At 61.7% G+C, this 20,768-nt stretch carries 21 protein-coding genes; 11 read left to right on the top strand and 10 right to left on the bottom strand.

Features of this window, described 5'->3' with window-relative positions; genetic code table 11:
* Nucleotides 1-119: 119 nt before the first annotated feature.
* Nucleotides 120-1,229 carry an IS30 family transposase gene (locus ACQUSY_RS12130; RefSeq protein WP_428904726.1) on the top strand — a complete coding sequence of 370 codons (1,110 nt, stop codon included), beginning with the start codon at nucleotides 120-122 and terminating at the stop codon, nucleotides 1,227-1,229.
* Nucleotides 1,230-1,299: 70 nt separating this feature from the next.
* Here the strand turns inward: ACQUSY_RS12130 and ACQUSY_RS12125 are convergent, their stop codons facing one another.
* The 3 genes from ACQUSY_RS12125 to ACQUSY_RS12115 form a co-directional block, all read right to left on the bottom strand.
* Nucleotides 1,300-1,845, bottom strand: coding sequence for a MerR family transcriptional regulator (locus ACQUSY_RS12125; RefSeq protein ID WP_147825878.1), 546 nt, complete (start codon nucleotides 1,843-1,845; stop codon nucleotides 1,300-1,302).
* A gap of 109 nt (nucleotides 1,846-1,954) precedes the next feature.
* Nucleotides 1,955-2,638, bottom strand: coding sequence for a transcriptional regulator FtsR (gene ftsR / locus ACQUSY_RS12120; protein ID WP_428904725.1), 684 nt, complete (start codon nucleotides 2,636-2,638; stop codon nucleotides 1,955-1,957).
* Entirely contained in the window at nucleotides 2,638-3,120 is a 483-nt protein-coding gene (locus ACQUSY_RS12115; RefSeq protein WP_428904724.1) for an FHA domain-containing protein, read from the bottom strand. Before ACQUSY_RS12115 ends, ftsR begins: the two co-directional genes overlap by 1 nt.
* 233 nt (nucleotides 3,121-3,353) lie before the next feature.
* Here ACQUSY_RS12115 and lpdA point away from each other — a divergent pair, with 233 nt between their 5' ends.
* On the top strand, nucleotides 3,354-4,754 hold the full coding sequence (gene lpdA / locus ACQUSY_RS12110) for a dihydrolipoyl dehydrogenase (protein WP_428904723.1): 1,401 nt from the start codon (nucleotides 3,354-3,356) through the stop codon (nucleotides 4,752-4,754).
* Between the two features lie 57 nt (nucleotides 4,755-4,811).
* Here lpdA and ACQUSY_RS12105 read toward each other — a convergent pair whose 3' ends face one another.
* The 4 genes from ACQUSY_RS12105 to ACQUSY_RS12090 form a co-directional block, all read right to left on the bottom strand.
* Nucleotides 4,812-5,441, bottom strand: a complete 630-nt coding sequence (locus tag ACQUSY_RS12105; RefSeq protein ID WP_428904722.1) for a CYTH domain-containing protein — start codon at nucleotides 5,439-5,441, stop codon at nucleotides 4,812-4,814.
* Nucleotides 5,422-5,637 (bottom strand): response regulator, encoded by a 216-nt coding sequence (locus ACQUSY_RS12100; protein ID WP_428904721.1) that lies wholly within the window; start codon nucleotides 5,635-5,637, stop codon nucleotides 5,422-5,424. The genes ACQUSY_RS12105 and ACQUSY_RS12100 overlap by 20 nt, the downstream gene beginning before the upstream one ends.
* 135 nt (nucleotides 5,638-5,772) lie before the next feature.
* Nucleotides 5,773-6,387, bottom strand: a complete 615-nt coding sequence (locus tag ACQUSY_RS12095; RefSeq protein WP_428904720.1) for a prepilin peptidase — start codon at nucleotides 6,385-6,387, stop codon at nucleotides 5,773-5,775.
* Nucleotides 6,388-6,734: 347 nt separating this feature from the next.
* Nucleotides 6,735-7,031: a DUF1905 domain-containing protein gene (locus ACQUSY_RS12090; RefSeq protein ID WP_428904719.1), complete on the bottom strand. Its 297-nt coding sequence runs from the start codon at nucleotides 7,029-7,031 to the stop codon at nucleotides 6,735-6,737.
* Between the two features lie 113 nt (nucleotides 7,032-7,144).
* Here ACQUSY_RS12090 and ACQUSY_RS12085 point away from each other — a divergent pair, with 113 nt between their 5' ends.
* The 6 genes from ACQUSY_RS12085 to ACQUSY_RS12060 all read left to right on the top strand — a co-directional run bounded on the left by ACQUSY_RS12085 (nucleotide 7,145) and on the right by ACQUSY_RS12060 (nucleotide 16,256).
* Nucleotides 7,145-7,873 (top strand): hypothetical protein, encoded by a 729-nt coding sequence (locus ACQUSY_RS12085; protein ID WP_428904718.1) that lies wholly within the window; start codon nucleotides 7,145-7,147, stop codon nucleotides 7,871-7,873.
* Nucleotides 7,870-9,438, top strand: a complete 1,569-nt coding sequence (locus ACQUSY_RS12080; protein ID WP_428904717.1) for a DNA polymerase Y family protein — start codon at nucleotides 7,870-7,872, stop codon at nucleotides 9,436-9,438. Before ACQUSY_RS12085 ends, ACQUSY_RS12080 begins: the two co-directional genes overlap by 4 nt.
* Nucleotides 9,438-12,830, top strand: coding sequence for an error-prone DNA polymerase (locus ACQUSY_RS12075; RefSeq protein ID WP_428904716.1), 3,393 nt, complete (start codon nucleotides 9,438-9,440; stop codon nucleotides 12,828-12,830). Before ACQUSY_RS12080 ends, ACQUSY_RS12075 begins: the two co-directional genes overlap by 1 nt.
* 86 nt (nucleotides 12,831-12,916) lie before the next feature.
* Complete coding sequence (locus tag ACQUSY_RS12070; protein WP_428904715.1) at nucleotides 12,917-13,186, top strand: hypothetical protein; 270 nt, start codon at nucleotides 12,917-12,919, stop codon at nucleotides 13,184-13,186.
* Nucleotides 13,187-13,370: 184 nt separating this feature from the next.
* Nucleotides 13,371-14,468 (top strand): 2,3-butanediol dehydrogenase, encoded by a 1,098-nt coding sequence (locus ACQUSY_RS12065; protein WP_428904714.1) that lies wholly within the window; start codon nucleotides 13,371-13,373, stop codon nucleotides 14,466-14,468.
* 165 nt (nucleotides 14,469-14,633) lie between these two features.
* Nucleotides 14,634-16,256 carry a deoxyguanosinetriphosphate triphosphohydrolase family protein gene (locus tag ACQUSY_RS12060; protein ID WP_428904713.1) on the top strand — a complete coding sequence of 541 codons (1,623 nt, stop codon included), beginning with the start codon at nucleotides 14,634-14,636 and terminating at the stop codon, nucleotides 16,254-16,256.
* A gap of 90 nt (nucleotides 16,257-16,346) precedes the next feature.
* Here ACQUSY_RS12060 and ACQUSY_RS12055 read toward each other — a convergent pair whose 3' ends face one another.
* Entirely contained in the window at nucleotides 16,347-17,390 is a 1,044-nt protein-coding gene (locus ACQUSY_RS12055; RefSeq protein WP_428904712.1) for a glycoside hydrolase family 3 protein, read from the bottom strand.
* Nucleotides 17,391-17,556: 166 nt separating this feature from the next.
* On the opposite strand from ACQUSY_RS12055, the gene ACQUSY_RS12050 reads away from it, so the two are divergent.
* Genes ACQUSY_RS12050 through ACQUSY_RS12040 form a run of 3 tightly spaced genes read left to right on the top strand, consistent with a single transcriptional unit; the run spans nucleotide 17,557 to nucleotide 18,795 of the window.
* Nucleotides 17,557-18,012, top strand: coding sequence for an SRPBCC family protein (locus tag ACQUSY_RS12050; protein ID WP_428904727.1), 456 nt, complete (start codon nucleotides 17,557-17,559; stop codon nucleotides 18,010-18,012).
* A 26-nt stretch (nucleotides 18,013-18,038) separates the two neighbouring features.
* Nucleotides 18,039-18,236, top strand: coding sequence for a hypothetical protein (locus ACQUSY_RS12045; protein ID WP_428904711.1), 198 nt, complete (start codon nucleotides 18,039-18,041; stop codon nucleotides 18,234-18,236).
* A gap of 1 nt (nucleotide 18,237) precedes the next feature.
* Nucleotides 18,238-18,795: a Dps family protein gene (locus ACQUSY_RS12040; protein WP_428904710.1), complete on the top strand. Its 558-nt coding sequence runs from the start codon at nucleotides 18,238-18,240 to the stop codon at nucleotides 18,793-18,795.
* 118 nt (nucleotides 18,796-18,913) lie between these two features.
* Here the strand turns inward: ACQUSY_RS12040 and ACQUSY_RS12035 are convergent, their stop codons facing one another.
* Nucleotides 18,914-19,114 carry a CsbD family protein gene (locus ACQUSY_RS12035; protein WP_428904709.1) on the bottom strand — a complete coding sequence of 67 codons (201 nt, stop codon included), beginning with the start codon at nucleotides 19,112-19,114 and terminating at the stop codon, nucleotides 18,914-18,916.
* A 131-nt stretch (nucleotides 19,115-19,245) separates the two neighbouring features.
* Entirely contained in the window at nucleotides 19,246-20,727 is a 1,482-nt protein-coding gene (locus ACQUSY_RS12030) for a hypothetical protein (protein ID WP_428904708.1), read from the bottom strand.
* Nucleotides 20,728-20,768: the final 41 nt, after the last annotated feature.

The following is a 20,768-nucleotide window of genomic DNA, read 5'->3' as shown; positions in this document are numbered from 1 at the left end:
AAGTCCCGCCTCACCCTCATCCCCGACACCGGAACCGAGGAGGTGAGCGACCCCGTCCTCGAGCTCACCGCCTAACCAACACCCGAAGGATCACCAACGGCTACACCACGTACTGGGGCTTGACCCAAGGAATCCGGCACACGGCAAACGCGCGTATCTATCCAGATGGCCGCGTCGTGGACTACAACACTGGTATGACACAGAAGCAAGCCGCGCTGGCGCGCCTAGAAAAATCGATAGATGCGCGCTTTCTGGCCTTGGCGGAGCGCGAACTCATCACGGACTTGTTGTCGACCGGCGCTTCGCTTCGCGAGATCGCACGCCGGTTAGATCGTGCTCCGTCAACGATCAGCCGTGAGCTGCGACGAAACACTCCGGGCAAGGGTTTGTATGGCGCTTACCGGGCTCAACGGGCCGCGGTTGCTCGACGGGAGCGCCCGAAATCACGCAAGCTTGATACGTCCCCGAGGTTGCGCACCTATGTGATTGACAAGCTGAAATTGCGGTGGTCGCCTGAGCAGATCTGTCACGCTATGGAGCAAGAGTTCCCTGGAGATGCGGAGATGCGAGTGACTCACGAAACGATCTATCAAGCTCTCTATGTTCAGGCGCGTGGTTCGCTCCGCAAAGAAATCGCTGCCGCAGTTCGCACCGGCCGAACCCGCCGCAAACCCCGCCGGACGCCTGGAGAGCGCACCCCACGGTTCAGTGACGGCATGGTCATGATCAGCGAACGGCCAGCCGAGATCGAAGACCGCGCCGTCCCAGGGCATTGGGAAGGCGATCTCATCGTCGGAGCTGCAAACGGTTCCGCGATCGGCACCCTCGTTGAACGCTCTTCCCGTTACGTCATGCTGGTGCATCTACCCGGCAGGCAACACGATTCCGAGACCGTCGCGAAAGCACTCACCGCGACGATCAGCACGCTCCCGGCGCACCTGCGTGGGTCTTTGACCTGGGACCAAGGCGCGGAGATGGCACGCCATAAATCCTTCACGATGGCCACAGACATGCCCGTCTATTTCTGTGACCCCGCCAGCCCTTGGCAGCGCGGATCGAACGAAAACACCAACGGGCTCCTGCGCCAATACTTCCCCAAAGGCACCGACCTGAGCGTCTTCGGACCCGAAGACCTCGAACACGTTGCGCAAGAACTTAATGGTCGGCCACGCAAAACGCTCGGCTGGGAAAACCCAGCCGAGCGTTTCAGTAGCTATATTCAGCCCTAACAATCACCCCCGGTGTTGCAACGACCGGACGAATCCGCCCAAGTTGGTGGGGCCTTTATTGAAAGCTTTGTTATGCGGTGCGACGGGCGCGGCGCGCAGCCAGTTCGTCGACCGGGTCAGGTGCAGTGGGGTCGAACTCCAGCAACGTGGACTCGACTTCGTGCAGCACCTTGCCGACGGCGATGCCGAAGACGCCCTGGCCGCGGCTCACGAGGTCGATAACCTCGTCGTTCGACGTGCAGAGGTAGACCGAGGCGCCGTCGCTCATCAGCGTGGTGCCCGCGAGATCGCGAATACCGGCGGCACGAAGCTGCTCAACAGCCGTACGAATCTGCTGCAGCGAAATGCCGGTGTCGAGCAGACGCTTCACAAGCTTCAACACGAGAATGTCGCGGAAGCCGTACAGGCGCTGCGAGCCAGAACCAGAAGCACCGCGAACGGTGGGCTCCACCAGTTCGGTGCGCGCCCAGTAATCGAGCTGGCGGTAGGTGATGCCGGCTGCCTTAGCAGCCTGCTTACCGGTGTAGCCAACCTCGTTGCTCAGCTCGGGCATTCCGTCCGTGAAGAGAAGGTCAGCCGTCAACGTGGCGTCAGGGTTGCTCGCGTCGAGCTCCATGCCCGCACCTCCTCAAAAGCTTCAACAACTACTTCAAACCTAGAGCAGTCTGACGCCGGGAGCCAGGACATTCGATGCGCGCGTCGCCGCGTGTTTCATCACGGTCCGGTTACGACGACAGCATGCGCTCCAGGGCGTTCTGCGCAAACATGCGGCGAACCTCGTCGAGACGGTTTGCCAGTTCCGGCGCCAGCTCATCGGCACGTGCCCGCGAGGCTGCGTCAGAGCGACGCAAATACGCGGAAAGAGCCGATTCGATGAGAGCGACTTCGCGCTCTGCCGTCTGGCGCATACCGCGCACGTGGCGCGGTTCGATGCCGTGACGGTCGAGCGCAACAAGGGCGCGCAACAGGGTGACGGCGTCTTCTCCGTACGACTCGGCAGCGACCAGCACGCCGGTCGAAATCGCGTCGTTCAACAGCTGGGTCGGTGCCGCGGCTGCTGCGAGCAGATCGGCACGCTTGTAGCGGCGAGCCGATGAGTGGATCGATGGGGGCACCGGAACATCGGGGCTGTTGCCAGCATCGATATCAGCCAGGTGCTCACGAATGACGGAGTGCGGCAAGTAGTGATCCCGCTGCAGCGTCAATGCCAAGCGCACCCGCTCAACGTCGGCGTGAGAAAACTTGCGGTAGCCGGACTCGGTACGTGCCGGGTTAACGATTCCTTGTGCCTCCAGAAACCGAAGCTTCGAGCTGGAGAGACCCGGAAATTCATTCTCCAGGCGAGCGAGAACCTGACCGATGCTCAGCAGGCCGCCAGCGGAGGTACGTTCGCGTGCGGTGCTCGACATTATGAAGCGGAGCTCGAGACGTCTGCCTGCGAGGAGAAGAAGTTCATGCGGAACTTACCGATGCGCAATTCAGCACCATCGGTCAGCACGCCACGGTCGACGCGCTCACCCTCCAGGTACGAACCGTTCAGCGAACGCTGATCGATCAGTTCGAACACACCATCAGTGCGCTGAATCTCTGCGTGGCGGCGCGACACGGTGACATCGTCGAAGAAGATGTCGGCGTCAGGGTGACGACCAATCGTCGTCACGTCCGTGTCGACGAGGTAGCGAGCACCAGCCGTCGGGCCAGAACGCACGATCAACAGTGCGGCACCGTGAGGCAACGCGCCGATCGCTTCGAGCTCAACGTCTGACAGCTCCACCCCAAACGGGATGAACGACAGGTCGGAGTCGTGCCCGAATGTCTGCGTAGTGTCCGTCGCCGCGTTTCGCGCTTCGTGACCGTCGCGGAACTGATTTTGTCCTTGTACTTCTGACACGCTTGGCCTCCTTCCGTTTAGCCTATCGGAATTGCTCGACGGGTCGGGAGTCCGATGTGGCTATCCCCCGATACCTGGGGTGTGAGCCTACGGATATTTTGCGATCTTCGCACCCCCTTTCTTGGGTTCCGCTTTCCTTCCACCCCGCCACCACGTCGCCAATACCCTTCTGGTTCCGTTCTCCCCTTACTGCGCTGTCCCCTGAGCCTGGTACAGCCTTGTAGGCTTAGGGCATGCCACATTTTGACGTCGTCATCCTCGGTGCCGGCCCCGGCGGTTACGTCGCGGCCGTGCGAAGCGCACAGCTTGGCCTGAAAACGGCCATCATTGAAGAGAAGTACTGGGGCGGCGTCTGCCTCAACGTGGGATGCATTCCCTCGAAGTCGCTGCTGAAGAACGCTGAACTGGCGCACACGCTTGCGCACAAGGCCGACTTCTTCGGTATTACCGGCGAAAACATCTCCATGGACTTTGGTGTTGCGTTCGACCGCAGCCGTGACGTTGCCGATGGCCGCGTCAAGGGCATCCACTTCCTGATGAAAAAGAACAAGGTCACCGAATTCGACGGCCGCGGTTCGTTCATCGACGCGAAGTCGATTCAGGTCATCCTGAACAACGGCTCGACCGAGACCGTCACGTTCGACAACGCCATCATCGCAACGGGTTCGACCGTTCGTCTGCTGCCTGGCGTTGAGCTGAGCGAGAACGTTGTCACGTACGAGAAGCAGATTCTGACGCGCGACCTTCCGGGCTCGATCGTGATCGTCGGCGCTGGTGCCATCGGTATGGAGTTCGCGTACGTGCTCTCCAACTACGGCGTCAAGGTCACCATCATTGAGTTCCTCGACCGCGCGCTTCCCAACGAAGACCCCGATGTCTCGAAGGAAATCCAGAAGCAGTACCGCAACTACGGCATCGACATCCTCACCTCGACCAAGGTGGAGTCGGTTGTCGACAACGGTTCGTCGGTCACCGTGACGTACACGGGCAAGGACGGCAACACCAGCACGATCGAGACCGACAAGGTTCTCATGTCGGTTGGTTTTGCACCGAACGTCACCGGCTATGGCCTGGAGAACACCGGTGTCGAGCTCACCGAGCGCGGCGCTATCGCCATCGACGACTACATGCGCACCAACGTGCCGCACATCTTCGCGATCGGTGACGTCACCGCTAAGCTCCAGCTGGCGCACGTTGCCGAAGCTCAGGGCGTTGTTGCCGCAGAGACGATCGGCAACGCCGAGACGCAGACGCTGGGCGACTACCGCATGATGCCGCGCGCTACGTTCTGCCAGCCGCAGGTTGCGTCGTTCGGTCTTACCGAGCAGCAGGCTAAGGACGAGGGACACGAGATCAAGGTCTCGGTCTTCCCCTTCATGGCAAACGGCAAGGCACACGGTCTCGGCGAGCCCGTTGGCTTCGTTAAGGTCATCGCTGACGCTGAACACCTCGAGTTGCTCGGCGCTCACATGATTGGTCCGGATGTTTCGGAGCTACTGCCCGAACTGACGCTGGCTCAGAAGTGGGACCTCACGGCTGTCGAAATGGCACGCAACGTGCACACGCACCCGACGCTGTCTGAGGCGCTGCAGGAGACCTTCCACGGTCTCGCAGGCCACATGATCAACTTCTGATCTGACACGCAAAAGAGGCGGCTCCCTGCGGGGAGCCGCCTCTTTCGTTTGTGTTGCTTAGTGGCCGAGCGCGCGGGCGAGCTTTGAGGCCGAAGACGCCGGTCGGGCGCCCTGTGCGTACGCAATATCGCGCGCGGCGGCAAACAGCGCGGTGCGACGTGTGCGATCGGTGGGTGCAGCCGGGCCGAGTTCGAACTCCCACTCCCGCCAGGTGCGCTCGGTGCCCTCACGCACGTCAGTGGCAATCACGTGATCATCGACGAACTCTGCGATGACACCGCCTTCGGCGTCGCGCAGCGTGTAGGCGTCGCGTTCGTTGCGAATGCGGGCGAGCGGAACCAGGTCACCGGTCGCCCAGTCGGCCGCGGTGTCGCGAATGGCATCGGGAATCGTGGCATCGTCACCGAGCGGCCAGCGCAGTTCTACGCGCCCCTCGTCGTTCAGAGGTCCCTTGAGGTGCCAGCCCGCGTCAGGACCGCCTGTGCGGCGACGAATCGCCACACCACGGCGTGCGAGCCCCGCATCCACAGTGTCGATGTAGTGCGCGTCGAGACTGCGGCGTTCTGGGCCGTCAACAACAGCGACACCGTCGAGGGCGCTCCAGTCCGGAACAGCGGTGTCGGCGTCGACGTCGTACGTGTGCTCGATCTCGACCGAGCGCTCAGGCTCAGTCGTCGGCGGGGTCAATGGGTTCCGTCGACTCGTCGTAGGCGAACGCTACCTGCGTTGCGCCATCGCGCTCTCCGGTGTTCTCCGCCGCACCCACGCGGCGGTAGATGAGCTGCCCCTCGGTGTAGGGCAGGATAAGTTGCGTTTCGTCAGCGTCATCCAGGGGAATGAGCTGACCGTCGAGCGGACCGCCCGTGAGTCGTGCAATAGCCATGACCACACTGTAGACCAGTGCGTTAGCAGCAGGCTATGCCACGCGCCCAGCGCACTTTCGTGCACAAAATTCGTTGTTCGGTGGCGTTCTCATAGTCCTCATCTTTCTTCCCTCCAGCCCCCTGGTCCCGCTCGTTTACAACAGACCGAGTGCGAGCCCGATCCATGCTCCAGCAACAAGAAACGGCCCGAGTGGAACGGCGGAGGCGGCAGTGGCCCTATTCGACATCATGAGTGTCAGGGCGAACACCCCCGACCCGAATACCGCGACCATCAGTGCACCGAACAGTGCGGGTGGATTCAACCAGCCGACGACGGCTGTCAGCAGGGCGGCCAGCTTGACGTCACCACCACCAAGCCCAGCGTGAGGAAGGAGGGCGAGCCCAAACAACACCAGACCGACGGCGAGGCCGGCCATGAGACCCCACAGCACCGCATCGCCGTCTCCGCCTGTCACCCAGACCAGCAGCATCACGAGAAGCACCCAGATCGTCGCCGGAATCATGATGATATGAGGGAGAAGGTGGTGTGCGAAGTCAATAATGACCAGGCATGCAGTAAAAATTGCGAAGCCAATCAGACCGACAAAGATCGTGACGTCGGTGACCAACCCGTGATTCGGATTCGCTCGGGCGAACCCTCCGGTCAACCACATCAGCACCGCAATGGCACTAGCGACAAGGGCAACCACTGCCGTAGGCGCGGCGTACTGACGCAGCGCCTGTGCGGTCTGTTCTTTCGCTGATGGCATCGCCCCTCCCAGTGGGAGCGTACCGAGCGCACGTTGCTTCCGGGTGGGCCGCCAGCAACCTGTGGATAAAAGGATTCGGCCCGGCCTCGTGGGGACGAATGGGCCGGACCGAATCCTGACAGTCTTCAGAAACTGTCTTGGTCTGGTATTGCGGACTCCGCGAAACGAACTAAGGGGTGTTCGACTTCTCGCAGTGCGGATATCCGCGCCAGGGACACTTCAATAATGAGATACTTCTCATGAAGATGCAAGCCCCATCCGGATACTTTCCTAGATTTTGTGCACGACATGGGTGGACGGGGCACCGCAGCGACCTTTGGCTATCACTTACCTACAAAGCCGCCGCCTTAGCCGTCAAGAATATCCAGTTGAATTAAAAACGCATCTCCCACATCAACGCCGACCGCCTCACGAATGGCACGCTTGATCGGCAAGATATACCCCTGTTCTTGCTTGCTGGGAAAGATCGATGTGCTCCACTCCTGGTCGCCGACGTGCGCACGCACGCGAACGGAACCAAAACCTCGCGGCACGCGCGGAATCTCGCGAATCATGTCGGAGAGCTCCGTCGGCACGGTCACAAACGTCCAGGCCTCCGCTTTGGCTTCCCATAGCCACAGCGTGGATTCGAACTCGATTCGCATAGCTGAACCCTAACGCGCCGGCGGCATTGTGCAGCCAAAAGTCAATGTCTGATCTTCGAGATAGCGTCTTATGAAAGGTTGATCATTTAGAACATACTTTCTAGGATGTATTTATGACTGTTCCCCTCCGTGCGAGTTCTGCGCCGGTGTCGCTCGAAAGTCTGCGTGAGCAGATTGAGCGTGCCGAGCGCCGTCGCGCAGACACTGCGGTCATTCCGGTCTCTGCTCCCCTGGTTCCGCTGTTCTTCGACGGCGGGCTCAAGCCGGGCGCGACCTACGCGATTGATTCGTCAATCAGCGTGATGCTGTCGCTGATGGCGGAACCATCAACAGCGGGCTCGTGGTGCGCTGCGGTGGGCTTTGACTCCCTTTCCGCGGAGGCCGCCGAGGGGTTTGGTGTGGCGTTGGAGCGTTTTGTCATGGTGCCGCACCCCGGCGACCGGTGGCTTGCGGTAGTGGCTGCTCTGGCCGAAGTCATTCCGGTGATCGCAATTCGACCCCCGTCACGCCCACATGACGCCGATGTTGCCCGTCTCAGTGCGCGCCTGCGCGAGCGCGGTGGCGTGCTTTTGGTCCTGGGTGAGTGGCCCGGCTCCGAAGCAACGCTTTCGCTCTCCGAGGCCAGTTGGCGCGGCATCGGCAATGGCTATGGTGCTTTGCAATCACGCGCGGTGACAATCTCTGCGCGCGGGCGGCGGTTTCCGGCAGCCCGGCGCACCCGAGTCTTGCTCCCTGGCCCTGCCGGCGCCGTGGTTCCGTTCATTCCTGCGGCAGCCCCGGCACATGTTGCTGATGATGTGGCGGCCACTGATCGTCGCGCTCATCTCACGGTGGTCGCATGACAACGCTGACAGCACCGTCACCGCTGCGCACCATTGCGCTGTGGTTTCCTGATTGGCCAGTGACCGCTCGTGCGCTTACGACGCCAACCGGTTGGGTGGCTGATGCGCCGGTGGCTGTCACGCATGGCAACACCATCGTGGCGTGTTCGGCCGCCGCGCGCACTGCCGGCGTCAGGCGTGGGCAGCGGCGGCGTGATGCGCAGGCGGCGTGTTCTGATTTGCGACTCATGCCGCATGATCCTAATCGTGATGCGCGAGCGTTTAGCCCCGTAGTCTCCCGCATTGAGGCACAGGCTCCGGGCGTGCACATTGTGCGGCCGGGGTTGTGCGTGCTTCGTTCGCGCGGCCCTTCTCGCTATTACGGCGGTGAGCGCGAGGCGGCTCGCGTGCTCATCGATGCTGCGCGTGAGCACGGCATCGATACGGTTCATGTGGGCGTTGCTGATGGCCCGTTTACCGCCGAGCAGGCAGCGCGTACCGCTCTTGTCGATGCCAGCGAGCACCGCATTCGTATTGTTGCCGTTGGTGAGGCCGCGGCCTTTCTCGCACCGCTTCCGGTCGCGATTCTCGATGACCCCAATATTGCAAGCCTGCTGTCACGGTTGGGGGTTCACACCCTCGGGCAGTTCGCTGCCCTTGACGAGGCGTTGGTGCGTGATCGGCTGTCAGAGCGAGGTGCTCAGTTGCAGTCGTTGGCTGGTGGTCGTGATTCTCGGGAGATCACACCGCGCGTTCCACCGCCAGAGCTTGCTCGCGAGATCGCTTTCGAGCCACCGCTGGAGATTGCGGAGCAGGTGGCGTTTGCGGTGCGTCAGACAGCCGATGAGGTTATTGCCGCGGTGGCGGCCGCCGCTCTCGTGTGTACTGAGATTCGCGTCGAGTTCACCGATGATCGCGGCATCATGACTGACCGCGTGTGGCTACACCCCACCTGTTTTGATGCCGCTGCCCTCGTCGATCGTGTGCGCTGGCAATTGCAGGCCGCGTGGGAAAAGCCTGACGAAGCGGTGCAGAGTCCGGTCGCGAAAGTGCGGCTCGTTCCGGAGGCAGTTGATGCCGCCATGCACCATCAGCCGGCGCTCGTGGGGCGTGGCCCTGATGCTCGCGTGCACCATGCCCTCTCACGCGTGCAGGCAATTCTTGGTCACCGCGGTGTCGTGACCGCGGAGGTCACCGGTGGTCGGTTGTTGGGTGACCGGCAGCACTTGGTTCCGTGGGGTGATCGTGTTGTGACAACGGCCGTGCGTGATCGCCCGTGGCCCGGGCATTTGGAGCCGCCACTGCCCACAACGCTGGCCCCACATGACGAGATCGATGTGCTGACTGCCATGGGCGAGCGCGTGCACGTGACTGAGCGTGGCGACACCGCTGGTACTCCGGAGTACTTCGTCGTGGGGCGACAGCGTCTGCGAATTTCGTCCTGGGCAGGGCCCTGGCCGATCGCCGAGCGGTTTTGGCTCAATCAGCAACCGCGGTACCGCTTTCAAGTCGTCGATGAGCAGTCTCGCGCGTGGGTCGTTCTGTACGAAAACGATGAGTGGCAGGCCGAAGGGAGGTATGACTGATGGGTTTTTCGAATCCCCCAATTTCGTGGTCAGAGCTGGAGCGCGTCCTTACTGAAACCAGGCGCCCCAAGACCACGCCCTCCGGTGCCGACGGCGGTGACTCCCCCGCATGGTCGCACAAGCGTGGCGAGTACATTGCTCCACCGCACCAGCGCCCTGACGATGCGGTTCCGTATGCCGAACTCCACACGCACTCATCGTTCTCCTTCCTTGATGGCGCGTCCAGCCCGGAAGAACTCGTCGAAGAAGCTGACCGTCTCGGCCTGCACGCGCTGGCAATGACCGATCATGATGGCTTCTACGGCATCGTGCGGTTTGCCGAGGCCGCGGAACAGACCTCGGTGAAGACCGTCTTCGGGAGCGAGCTGTCGATACAACTCCCGAATCGGCAGAACGGTGAAGCCGACCCGGTCGGAACTCATCTGCTGGTGCTTGCCCGCGGCGAAGAGGGGTACCACCGACTCGCCGGTGCTCTCACTCACGGTCAGCTGCAGGGTGGCCAAAAGGGTCGCCCGGTGTATGTCTGGGAGGAGTTGGCGGCGGCTTCTGGGCAGGAGTGGGCGGTGCTCACCGGGTGCCGCAAGAGTTCGGTGCGTCAAGCGCTAGCGGTGAGCGAGAGTGCGGCGTCTCGAGAGCTTGACCGCCTCACCACATTGTTCGGTCATGACAACGTGTATGTCGAGCTCACCGACCAGGGCGATCCGCTCGATACCGCACGCAACGATGCGCTGGCAGCGCTTGCGCACAAGCATCACCTCCCCGTTCTAGCCACCAACAACGTGCATTACGCAGCCCCACCCAAAGCACGCCTGCATGCCGCCGTTGCCGCCGTACGCGCAAACCGCAGTATGGAAGAACTCGACGGCTGGTTGCCGTCCACCGGTGGCGCGTTTCTGCGCTCCGGGGTCGAAATGACGGCGCGTTTTCAGCGCTACCCCGGCGCTGTTGCCAATACCGTGACACTTGCTGATGAGCTGGCTTTCCCGTTGCGACGTGCCCGTCCGGCGCTGCCCAAACAAGAGGTTCCGGCTGGCCACACACCGATGAGCTGGCTCCGACACTTGGTGTGGGAGGCCGTGCCAGACAAGTACCCCAACCTCACCCCGGAGAATCGGCTTCGCATCGAAAAAGAGCTCGACGTTATCGAGCGCAAAGACTTTCCTGGGTACTTCCTCATCGTTCACGACATCGTGCAGGAGGCTCGCCGGCGCGGAATCCTCTGCCAGGGCCGTGGTTCAGCGGCCAACAGCGCGGTCTGTTATCTCCTCCACATCACTGCCGTCGATGCGATCGCGTACGACCTGCCGTTTGAACGGTTCTTGTCGACGCTGCGTGATGAAGAGCCCGACATTGACGTGGACTTCGATTCCGATCGTCGCGAAGAAATCATTCAGTGGGTCTACGGCCGGTACGGGCGCGAGCGCGCGGCACAGGTCGCCAACGTCATTCAGTACCGCCCCAAAAACGCCGTGCGCGATATGGCCAAGGCGTTGGGATACTCCACCGGCCAACAAGATGCCTGGTCGAAACAGGTGGAGCGCTGGGGCGCCGAACTCTCGACGCAAACCGCACACGATATTCCTGACCAAGTCATTGAATACGCGAGCGAACTCCTCAAAGCCCCACGGCACCTCGGCATTCACTCCGGCGGCATGGTCTTGACCGACCGTCCGGTGGGCGAAGTGGTTCCGGTCGAGCACGCTACGAAAGAGAACCGCACCGTCATTCAGTGGGACAAAGATGACGCAGCCTGGATGGGTCTCGTGAAGTTCGATCTGCTCGGCCTCGGCATGCTGGCAGCGCTCCAGCACTGCTTCGATCTCATCGCCGAAACCACCGGTGAACGCTGGGCGCTCGACACCATCCCAAAAGAGGAGAAGGGCGTCTACGACATGCTGTGCCGCGCTGACTCCATCGGCGTCTTCCAGGTCGAGTCTCGCGCCCAAATGGGCCTGCTCCCCCGGCTCCAGCCTCGACGCTTCTATGAGCTCGTGATTCAGATTGCCCTGATTCGTCCGGGGCCGATTCAGGGTGGCGCGGTGCATCCGTTCGTGCGGCGCAAGCTCGGCCAAGAGAAGGTCACGTACGCGCACCCGAAACTCAAGCCGGTGTTGGAGCGCACCATGGGCATCCCGGTTTTCCAAGAACAGCTCATGCAAATGGCGATGGCTATTGGCAATTGTTCGGGTGAAGACGCTGACCTACTGCGGCGCGCGATGGGCTCAAAGCGTGGGCTCGAACGCATCGATTCTCTGAAAGAGAAGCTCTACGCCGGCATGGCCGACAACGGGTTGAGCGTTGAAGAAGCCGACGCCATCTACGCAAAGATTCAGGCGTTCGCGAACTTCGGATTCGCCGAATCCCACTCCCTCTCGTTCGCCCTTCTGGTGTACGCGAGCTCGTGGCTCAAACTGCACTACCCGGCTGCGTTTCTCGCGGGCCTGTTGCGTTCGCAACCCATGGGGTTCTATTCGTCGGCCACGCTCGTTTCGGATGCACGCCGTCATGGCGTGCAGGTACTCCGCCCCGACCTCGCTCTTTCAGAGGCCACCGATGGCCTCGAAGCGCTCGGTGACGACACCGCACCCACCGGGCTCGAGGAGTGCACCCATCGCGAGCAGCCACCGGTTGGGCCCTTCAACATCAACGAGCCAGAAGACACCGCACGTCACCGGCGCGATGGCGCTTTCGCGGTGCGCCTCGGACTCGCGGGAGTGACCGGCGTCGGTGAGACGACGGCGAAGCGCATCGTTGACGAGCGCCGCGCAAACGGTATGTTCCGTGATCTTCACGACCTCGTACGCCGCACCGGCGTCACATCGGGGCAACTAGAAGCGCTGGCCACCGCGGGCGCTTTCGATTGCCTCGGTATTTCGCGTCGCGAAGCACTGTGGCTGGCAGGCAACGCGGCGCTTGATCGTCCAGAGTTCTTGCCAGGCACCGTCATGGCCGTGCAACCGCCGTTGTTCACCGACCCCACAAGCTACGAGACGCTGGCGTCCGATCTGTGGGCGACGGGCGTTTCTACGACAGATCACCCGATGACGCACTTTCGCGCACAGCTCGACGCTCGCGGAGTGCTCACCTCACGAGAATTGCGGAACCATGAGAATGAGCGGCGCGTGTACGTTGCGGGGCTCGTGACGCACCGGCAGCGACCGGCAACGGCCTCCGGCATCACCTTCATCAATCTCGAAGACGAAGCCGGCCTCACCAATGTGATCTGTTCCGTCGGCGTCTGGCAGAAGTACCGCTCAATCGTGCGTGACTCCCCCGCACTCATCGCCCGCGGCATTCTGGAGCGCTCTCCTGAGGGTGTCACCAACCTCATCGCCGATGCTTTTGAAGATCTCCGCGTTGGGCTCCAGCACAACTCCCGAGACTTCCGGTAGCACCATGGCTCAAACGGAACCAGTGCGCGCTCCACAGCACTGGTTCCGCGCGCCGCAACACTGGTTCCGCACGACACAGCGCCCAGATGCGGGAAGGCATCCGGGCGCTGTGCGCTTTGAGCTTGTTAGGCTGCGGCGTTGTCGGGCTGCTGTGCCCACAGGCCATCGGCGCGGGCGTTGCCGGCATCGTCATCGACGGGTACTCCGCCGAGGCGTTGCTGTGGGCAACCGCGGTGCTCACCGTCGCCGGTGTAGCCGTGTTGCCCCGGCGAGCCGTTGCGGCAGCCGCGGAGTCCGATGTGCCCGAGATTATTCCCGGCACGGAAGACGGCCATCAGTCCGTGAAGCGCGCGTAGGCTGGAATCATCCAAGCAGTCGAACCGCGCGGCGTTGCAGTTGCCGGGCTTAGGCAGGGCAACTGCAGCACGGTTCGTGAATGGTCTTGGTTATCGGGACTAATCCAGTCATCGGCGCAACGAAGCGAAAGCACGTCACCGTGCGCTTTCGTACGGCGCGTCGTCGCATGAAAGGTTGATCATCATGAAGGCAGCGCGCTACTACGGCCGCAACGACATCCGTATTGAAGACATCGAGCAACAGCAACTCGAACCGGGAACCGTCCGTATCGATGTGGCCTGGACCGGTATCTGCGGCACCGATCTGCACGAGTACCTCGAGGGGCCGATCTTTGTTCCCGCAACGGGTCACCCGCACCCGATCTCTGGCGAATCTGCACCGATCACCCTGGGCCACGAGTTCTCGGGCGTCGTCTCCGAGCTTGGCGAGGGCGTCACTGACCTTGCCATCGGCGATCATGTCGTGGTTGAGCCGTACATCATTCACGATGATGTCAACACCGGCCCGGACTCAAACGACTACCACCTGTCGGAAGACATGAACTTCATCGGTCTGGGTGGTCGTGGTGGCGGCCTTGCCGAGAACGTCGTCGTTAAACGCCGCTGGGTGCACAAGGTCGATAAGTCGGTCGCATTGGACGAGGCAGCTCTCATTGAGCCGCTTTCCGTGGCTTACCATGCCGTGATCCGTTCGGGTGTTCAGGCTGGTCAGACCGCGCTCGTGGGTGGCGCCGGTCCCATCGGTCAGTTGACGGCAGCGGTGCTTCACGCGCTCGGTGTTCGTGTGATCATTTCGGAGCTTTCACCGCTGCGCCGCCAGAAAGCTCTCGACGCGGGAGTCGCAGATATCGCACTCAACCCAGCCGAGGTTGACGTGGTTGCCGAGGTCAAGAAGCTCACCAATGGCGCCGGCGTGGACGTTGCTTTTGAAGCCACCTCTGTGCAGGTTGTGTTCGACACGCTGATGGACGCTGTGCGCCCGACCGGCGTTATCGTCGTGGTGTCGATCTGGGGCAAGCCCGCCACGTTCGACATGCACAAGCTCGTCATGAAGGAAATCGACGTGCGCGGAACCATCGGCTACGTCAACTCGCACCCCGACACGATTGCACTGGTTGAATCAGGAAAGATCGATCTGAAGCCTTTCATCACCGGAAAGATCGGTATGGAGCACATCGTCGACGAAGGATTTGACACGCTCATCAACCGAAACGAGACGGCCGTGAAGATTCTCGTANACCGGAAAGATCGGTATGGAGCACATCGTCGACGAAGGATTTGACACGCTCATCAACCGAAACGAGACGGCCGTGAAGATTCTCGTATCGCCGTCGGGCGCTGGCCTCGACGCCACCGCCTAAGTCGCACACGACCATCCTCCCGGGGGAGGCGAAGAACCACTCTTCGCCTCCCCCGTTTGCGTCGCCGCGACTGGTTGAATGAAGCCATGACTCTCGCGGACTCCCCCACCCCGTCGCGCACTTCTCGTCGGTATGCCGAGGCCGAATCATCACAGCACTCGGCGTTGTCCGCCGAAGACGTGACCGGGCCTGATGAGGGCGCGTCGACCGGTTCGCTTGCCGCTGAGCAGTACCGCATCGACCTCGAACGCATTCGCTTCTCCCCCTATTTCGGGCGACTCTCTGATGTCACCCAGGTGGTTCCGCTCTCCGGCGTGGGCCCGATGGCACATAACCGCCTCACGCACTCACTCAAGGTGAGCGCCGTGGCCCGCGTTATCGCCGCCAACTTGGCCGGTGCGGCCGCCCGCCACCGTGCGTTTGTGCGGGGCGAGCGTGCCGACGATGACGCGACCGGCGCGACGATTGAGCATCTGGGCGGGTGTGACACGATCGTCGCGCAAGCGGCGGCACACGCTCACGACCTCGGTCACCCGCCGTTCGGTCACCTTGGAGAGCGGGTGCTCGACCGTATTGCGCGAGAGAAGCTCGGCTTGCTTGAGGGTTTCGAAGGGAACGCCCAGTCGTTCCGCATTCTGGTGCAGCTCGACACCCTGGGCCGTAGTTTTCCGGGTCTCAACCTCACGGCGGGCACGCGAGCGGCGACGCTTAAGTATCCGTGGACGCGCGGCGAATGGATCGGGGTGTCGACAGCCGACCTCGCGGTCTCGGATCGACGTCGCGGTGTCGGCGCTGACGCCATCGCCGGCGCTGGCAAGTTCTCGGCGTACGCCCTGGATGGCGCGCAAATGGAACAAGCACTGAGCGCGTTCCCGACGATCGCGCGCGGTCAGCAGACCGTGGAGTGTGCGGTCATGGACCTCGCCGACGACATCGCGTACGCCGTGCACGACCTCGACGAGTTTGCTCGCGCCGGCGTGCTTCAGCAGGCCGAGGTTGCGGCCGAGTTTCGTTCCTGGCTTTCGGCGGCCGCGGCTTTTGCCACGATGGATGCCGCCGAGCTCGCCGCCACCCGACGGGTGCCGGGCACAGCGCTCGAACTGCTGTGGCGCCGCGCCTCAACAAAAGACTCGTGGATCGCTGACCGTGATGCGTTCGCCGAAGCCGTGCAACGCGTAAGCGAAAGCATCAACGGCTCGCTGCTCGCGGCGGCATTCGACGGGGGTATCGACAGCGAACGCGCGGTGTCCGGGTTCACCCGCCGCTGGATCGAACACCTCCGCACGTCGGTCGTCGTCGAGCGCGACCCGCACGTGCGTAGCGGCCACGTGCGCCTGAACCAGCGTGCGTGGCACGAAGTCATCGTGCTCAAGTTTGTTCACGCACACTTCGTGCTGGAGCGTCCCGAACTCGCATTGCCGCAACGCGGCCAGGCACGCATCGTTTCGGATCTCACCCTCGGTTATGACGCGTGGCTCACCGACCCCGATGACGCGCCCCGCGCTCCGCGTCGCCTACAGGAGTGGGTCGAAGAGGTCACCGAAAACACGTTCGCGCTCCGTGATGAGAACCCCGATGCAATTCTTGGTGACGCGAGTGACGCGGCTCTGCGCCGACAGTCTCGTGGCCGCGCGATCGTCGATTACGTTTCGTCGCTGAGCGACCAGCAGGCAATCGCCACGCACCGCACGATCACCGGTATCGCCTAAAAGCTTCGCCTCAGACAACGGTGGCGGTGTGACCCAGCCTCGGGTCGCACCGCCACCATTCTTGGCGAACTCGCTCTCGCCGGTAGTGCGCTAGGAGCCGTTGCCTAGCGCGATGAGTTCAGCGACCTGTTGTTTCGTGACGCCCATGCCCGGGAATTCCGCGAGGCGTCCGATCGGGAACGACGACATCAGCATCATCATCGAGTCTTCTTCCATGATCCCGGAGTCAGTCGCGCTCTCCGCCATGTCTTGCATACCGGTGAGCTGTTGTCTCACGATCGGGCCAACGACGGGGTGCGGCGCGCGGTCGACGATCGACTGTTCGCGGGAGACGTACACCTGAACGATCTCACGACCGTGACGGTGGGACGTGTTGGTGATCGCGACGCGAATCGCCACATCGACGTTGTCAGCGAGGACGGCCGTCGGCTCGCCGTATTCGAAGGTGCTGTACGACAGCCCGTGACCAAACGGGTATGCCACTGACATCTCCCGTTGGTCGTACCAGCGGTAGCCCACGAGCAGACCCTCGCCGTAGCGAACGTGACAGAGCGAGCCGGGAAACGCACCATACGCCGGGGTGTCCTGCAGGCGGTGCGGAACCGTCTCCGCCAGGCGAGCGGACGGGTTAACGGCACCGGTCAGTACATCGACAACAGCCGATCCGCCAGCCTGGCCCAGTAGCCACGATTCCACGATTGCAGGCACGGAGTCGGTAAACGGGAGCGCCACAACAGCACCGTGCGACAACACAACTACGACGTTCTCGTTCGCGTCACGCACGGCGTCCAGCAGCTCAAGTTGCACCGCAGGCAGGTCGATGTGCGTGCGGTCGAAGCCCTCAGACTCCTCCGCCTGGGTAAGACCGAGGAAGACCACGGCGATGTCGCTGGCTCCGGCCAAGGCTACGGCCTCTTCACGCAGCGCCTCAGCGTTTGAGCCGTCAAACGCGAAGCCAGCGGCAAAGCTCGCGCGGTCGCCGGTGGCTTCCTGCATCGAGCCCCACGCTGTGTCGAGCTTCGTCGGGTTAATGTGCGACGATCCGCCGCCCTGTAAGCGCGGCGTGCGAGCGAACTCACCAATGACCGCAACCGAAGATTCCTCAGCCAGCGGCAGCAGGTTCCGCTCGCTCACATACTGGCAGTGAGGTGAGCGCACTGTCGTCGAAATCCAGCAAGACCATCAACTGTTAGTGAGTTGGCCAAGCATCATCAAACACGGGATGTCAACCCCCTCGAATCCTGCACACAACTGCGGCTGAATAGTCTCCACCCCCATTCGCATATCTCAGGAGGAATGAATCGTGGAAATTATCGAGACCATCGACGTCGACGTTCCCGTCAGCGTGGCTTACAACCAGTGGACGCAGTTCGAGACGTTCCCCCAATTCATGGATGAGGTCGAATCGATCACGCAGATTGGCGATACCCATCTGCACTGGAAGGTACGCGTCGGCGGCGCTGAGCGAGAGTTCGACGCGGTCATTTCGGAACAAAGTCCGGATGAGCGGGTCGCTTGGACAAGCACCGGGGGCGACACGGAGCATGCCGGTGTCGTCACTTTCCACAAATTGAATGAGGCGTCGACTCGTGTGACCGTGCAGTTGGATTGGAAGCCCGAGGGGTTGTTGGAACACCTGGGCGCGGCAATCGGCATGGGCAAACACGCAGTGAAGAAGGATCTCGAAAACTTCAAAGAATTCATCGAAGCCCGCGGCACCGAGACTGGTGAGTGGCGCGGCAACATCGACGCATAAGAATTTCTGACGCAAAGGAGCACGACATGTCGAACCCCAATATCCCCCCGTTGCCCGGCACAACGCCCGATGAAGATGCAGAAATTGGCACCATGGATACCAATGGTGAACGGGTTCTCGACCCCGATGCTAATGCTGAGCTCATCCAAAGCGCCGATGCCGATCGGCTAGCGGCTGAGGCAGGCCCTGACGATCTTCCCGCAGACGAACGACGGGGGTCCTGATATGGCTGCGAAGAACGTCTCGAACAAGTCAGCGAAATCGTCGCCGGCGTCGACCTCACGGTCGGTGGGGACCACAACGCGCGAGAATGCAGAGTCAGGCTTCACCGCATCGAAAACGTTGACGCAGAACCTTCAGGCGGTGCTGGTCGATCTGATCGACTTGCAGTTGCAAGGCAAGCAGGCTCACTGGAATGTTGTCGGACGAAACTTTCGCGATACCCACCGCCAGCTTGATGAGATCATCGACGCCGCGCGTGAGTTTAGTGACACTGTGGCCGAACGCATGCGGGCGTTGCACGCTGTACCGGACGGCCGCACGGAGACTGTTTCGAAGAACACGACGCTGCCGCATTTCCCTGCGGGCGAAGTCGATACGTCTGAAACAATCGACCTCGTTACAGAGCGGCTAGATAAGACCGTCGCGACCATACGCGATGTTCACGACGAGGTCGATGAGGAAGATCCGACGAGCGCAGACGTTTTGCACGCGATTATCGAGAAGCTTGAGCAGTTCTCGTGGATGGTGAGTGCCGAAAATCGAACTCCACAGAAGCTGTGATTGAGACGCCCCGTTGCGGTTCGCTCCAGCCGCCCGCAACGGGGCTTTCATTGACGAACAGCGGGAAAATGAAAGGGCTGAGAACCTGCGGTTCTCAGCCCTTTCATTTGGAGATGAACTACGAACGGTCGTCCATTGACCGCTTTACGTCGTCGACCTTGTCCGCTACTGCGTCCTTGGCCTTTTCTACCTTCGCAGCTGCCTGGTCCATGTGTCCCTGAGCCTTAAGGTCTTCGTTGTTCGTCATGTCGCCAAGGCCTTCCTTGGCCTTACCAACGGCTTCCTTCGCGTTGTTTGCGATGTCGTCGCCAATACCCATGAGAATCTCCTTCCAACGTCTGTCCGGCTCTTGTTGAACCGGTAACCCCGACGATACGTGCCGCAAAAAATCTGGCCTAGGGGGTTGACTTCGCCCGCGAAATACCCGAGTAGTCCTGACAACTCAGATGTTTAGCCTTCTTGCTTGAACAGCGTGATCTTGCCGTTCATGTTCAGGACGATCGGCTCCGTTGTATCGATACCAGCAAGTTCAAAGGTCTCAGTCGTTGGCAGGGCGTCAGTCTTATGCTTCCCGTCAAGATCGCACAGCTGAAGGCGATCAGACTGCGAGTAGAGGAAGGGCTCGCCATTGTTCCAGGCGCTCGAGACAGACTTCTTTTCGCCTTCAGGCCCGTGACACAGGATCGGCGTCTGTGAGTCGACTGGCGTGACTTTTCCCGTTTCGCGATCAACGGCGCTGAGTTCGCCGTCCACTTTCGCGACAATCGAATCCCCCTGCACACGCGGCACACCGGTATCCAAGCGTTCGTCGTAGTTTGAGGGGTCGGATCCCAACGGGAGTTCCCACAAGATTTCACCCGTCGTCGAGTTCACACCGACCATGTCGATGTCGACGTTTTCGTACTTAACGTTGCTGGTCGATTGTCCATCCCAGTGCGAAAATCGCGTTCCCGAGTTCCAGCGGCAGAGCACTGCGATCTCCGACTCGTCGGTGCGCGTCCTACCAACGCCGGCACACCATTGCAGCCCTTCGAGCGTCCACTCGGTTGCCCCGGTCGAGGTCTGTACACCGACCGCACGGGCATCAGTCATGTCGCGCACTATGTCGGCAGGCTGCGATATGTCTCGTGGGGTGTGTGGATAGCCGATGCCAATCGCGACGGCCCAGTCCTGCGCATCGTCCCACGCCCAGCCCGCGTTCGAACTTGTCCCGGGCCCGAAGACCTCCTCGTACGGTCGCTGCCAAACAATCGCACCGTCGGCGCCGTACGACAACGTTTCAACGCCATTCGGCCAGGACGCAGAAATGTACCCGCCGAGGAATCGCCCTCCCTCGAGATATCCGCTCCCTGGTTGCGGAGGTGCCACCACGAACGATGTTGAGCCAGGTGAAAACGCGAATTCCACGGCAGTTTCACCGCCCTCTCCTGGCCACCCGACTATGCAGAATGCTTCGCCGCATGCCGAGGGGCGTGAACCCGCAAATGCTTGGTCGTGCATGTCGGGAGTGAGATTCTCACCCGTCGCAGCATCAAGCACCGCTGCTGTTCCCCAGCCATTCCACGGATCGGGCCGCAACGGAATGAGCGCTGCGACAAGCGTCTTGCCGTCTTTCTCGAGGGTTGAAACCGAGATGTCTACTCCCGGCGCAGTGGTGCCAACAAGAACACGTTGGCGCCAGCGTTCCTCGCCGGTCTCCAAATCGAACGCGATGAGATGAAGCGTGTTGCGCTGTGTCGAAACGATCGACAAGACCACGTCACCGGCGCCGACCGGGGATGACATCAAGTCAAGTTCGTCTGTCTGCCAAGCGATCGGAACAGGTTCTGCGGCCGGCGGCGCAGACTCGCTCTCCGCCTGCGGCGCTCCCCCGACACACCCGCTCCGCAGAGCCGTGGTTCCCAATACCGCAATCGCAAAATAGCGCTTCATGCACTTCCCCTCGTTCAGGAAATGCGGCAAACCTAACGAGG

Origin of the sequence: Microbacterium daqui, from assembly GCF_050408675.1 — a bacterium.
Lineage (GTDB): Bacteria > Actinomycetota > Actinomycetes > Actinomycetales > Microbacteriaceae > Microbacterium.
Note: the sequence above shows the minus strand (reverse complement) of the source record. Positions and strands in the feature narration are given on the sequence as shown.

Bases quoted from the DNA above. Each gene is read 5' to 3' on its own strand.
- lpdA (WP_428904723.1), top strand. From the start codon at position 3,354: ATGCCACATTTTGACGTCGTCATCCTCGGTGCCGGCCCCGGCGGTTAC.
- ACQUSY_RS12030 (WP_428904708.1), bottom strand. From the start codon at position 20,727: ATGAAGCGCTATTTTGCGATTGCGGTATTGGGAACCACGGCTCTGCGG.
- ftsR (WP_428904725.1), bottom strand. From the start codon at position 2,638: ATGTCGAGCACCGCACGCGAACGTACCTCCGCTGGCGGCCTGCTGAGC.
- ACQUSY_RS12085 (WP_428904718.1), top strand. From the start codon at position 7,145: ATGACTGTTCCCCTCCGTGCGAGTTCTGCGCCGGTGTCGCTCGAAAGT.
- ACQUSY_RS12070 (WP_428904715.1), top strand. From the start codon at position 12,917: ATGCGGGAAGGCATCCGGGCGCTGTGCGCTTTGAGCTTGTTAGGCTGC.
- ACQUSY_RS12060 (WP_428904713.1), top strand. From the start codon at position 14,634: ATGACTCTCGCGGACTCCCCCACCCCGTCGCGCACTTCTCGTCGGTAT.
- ACQUSY_RS12125 (WP_147825878.1), bottom strand. From the start codon at position 1,845: ATGGAGCTCGACGCGAGCAACCCTGACGCCACGTTGACGGCTGACCTT.
- ACQUSY_RS12100 (WP_428904721.1), bottom strand. From the start codon at position 5,637: ATGGCTATTGCACGACTCACGGGCGGTCCGCTCGACGGTCAGCTCATT.
- ACQUSY_RS12040 (WP_428904710.1), top strand. From the start codon at position 18,238: ATGGCTGCGAAGAACGTCTCGAACAAGTCAGCGAAATCGTCGCCGGCG.
- ACQUSY_RS12035 (WP_428904709.1), bottom strand. From the start codon at position 19,114: ATGGGTATTGGCGACGACATCGCAAACAACGCGAAGGAAGCCGTTGGT.
- ACQUSY_RS12045 (WP_428904711.1), top strand. From the start codon at position 18,039: ATGTCGAACCCCAATATCCCCCCGTTGCCCGGCACAACGCCCGATGAA.
- ACQUSY_RS12080 (WP_428904717.1), top strand. From the start codon at position 7,870: ATGACAACGCTGACAGCACCGTCACCGCTGCGCACCATTGCGCTGTGG.
- ACQUSY_RS12090 (WP_428904719.1), bottom strand. From the start codon at position 7,031: ATGCGAATCGAGTTCGAATCCACGCTGTGGCTATGGGAAGCCAAAGCG.
- ACQUSY_RS12075 (WP_428904716.1), top strand. From the start codon at position 9,438: ATGGGTTTTTCGAATCCCCCAATTTCGTGGTCAGAGCTGGAGCGCGTC.
- ACQUSY_RS12095 (WP_428904720.1), bottom strand. From the start codon at position 6,387: ATGCCATCAGCGAAAGAACAGACCGCACAGGCGCTGCGTCAGTACGCC.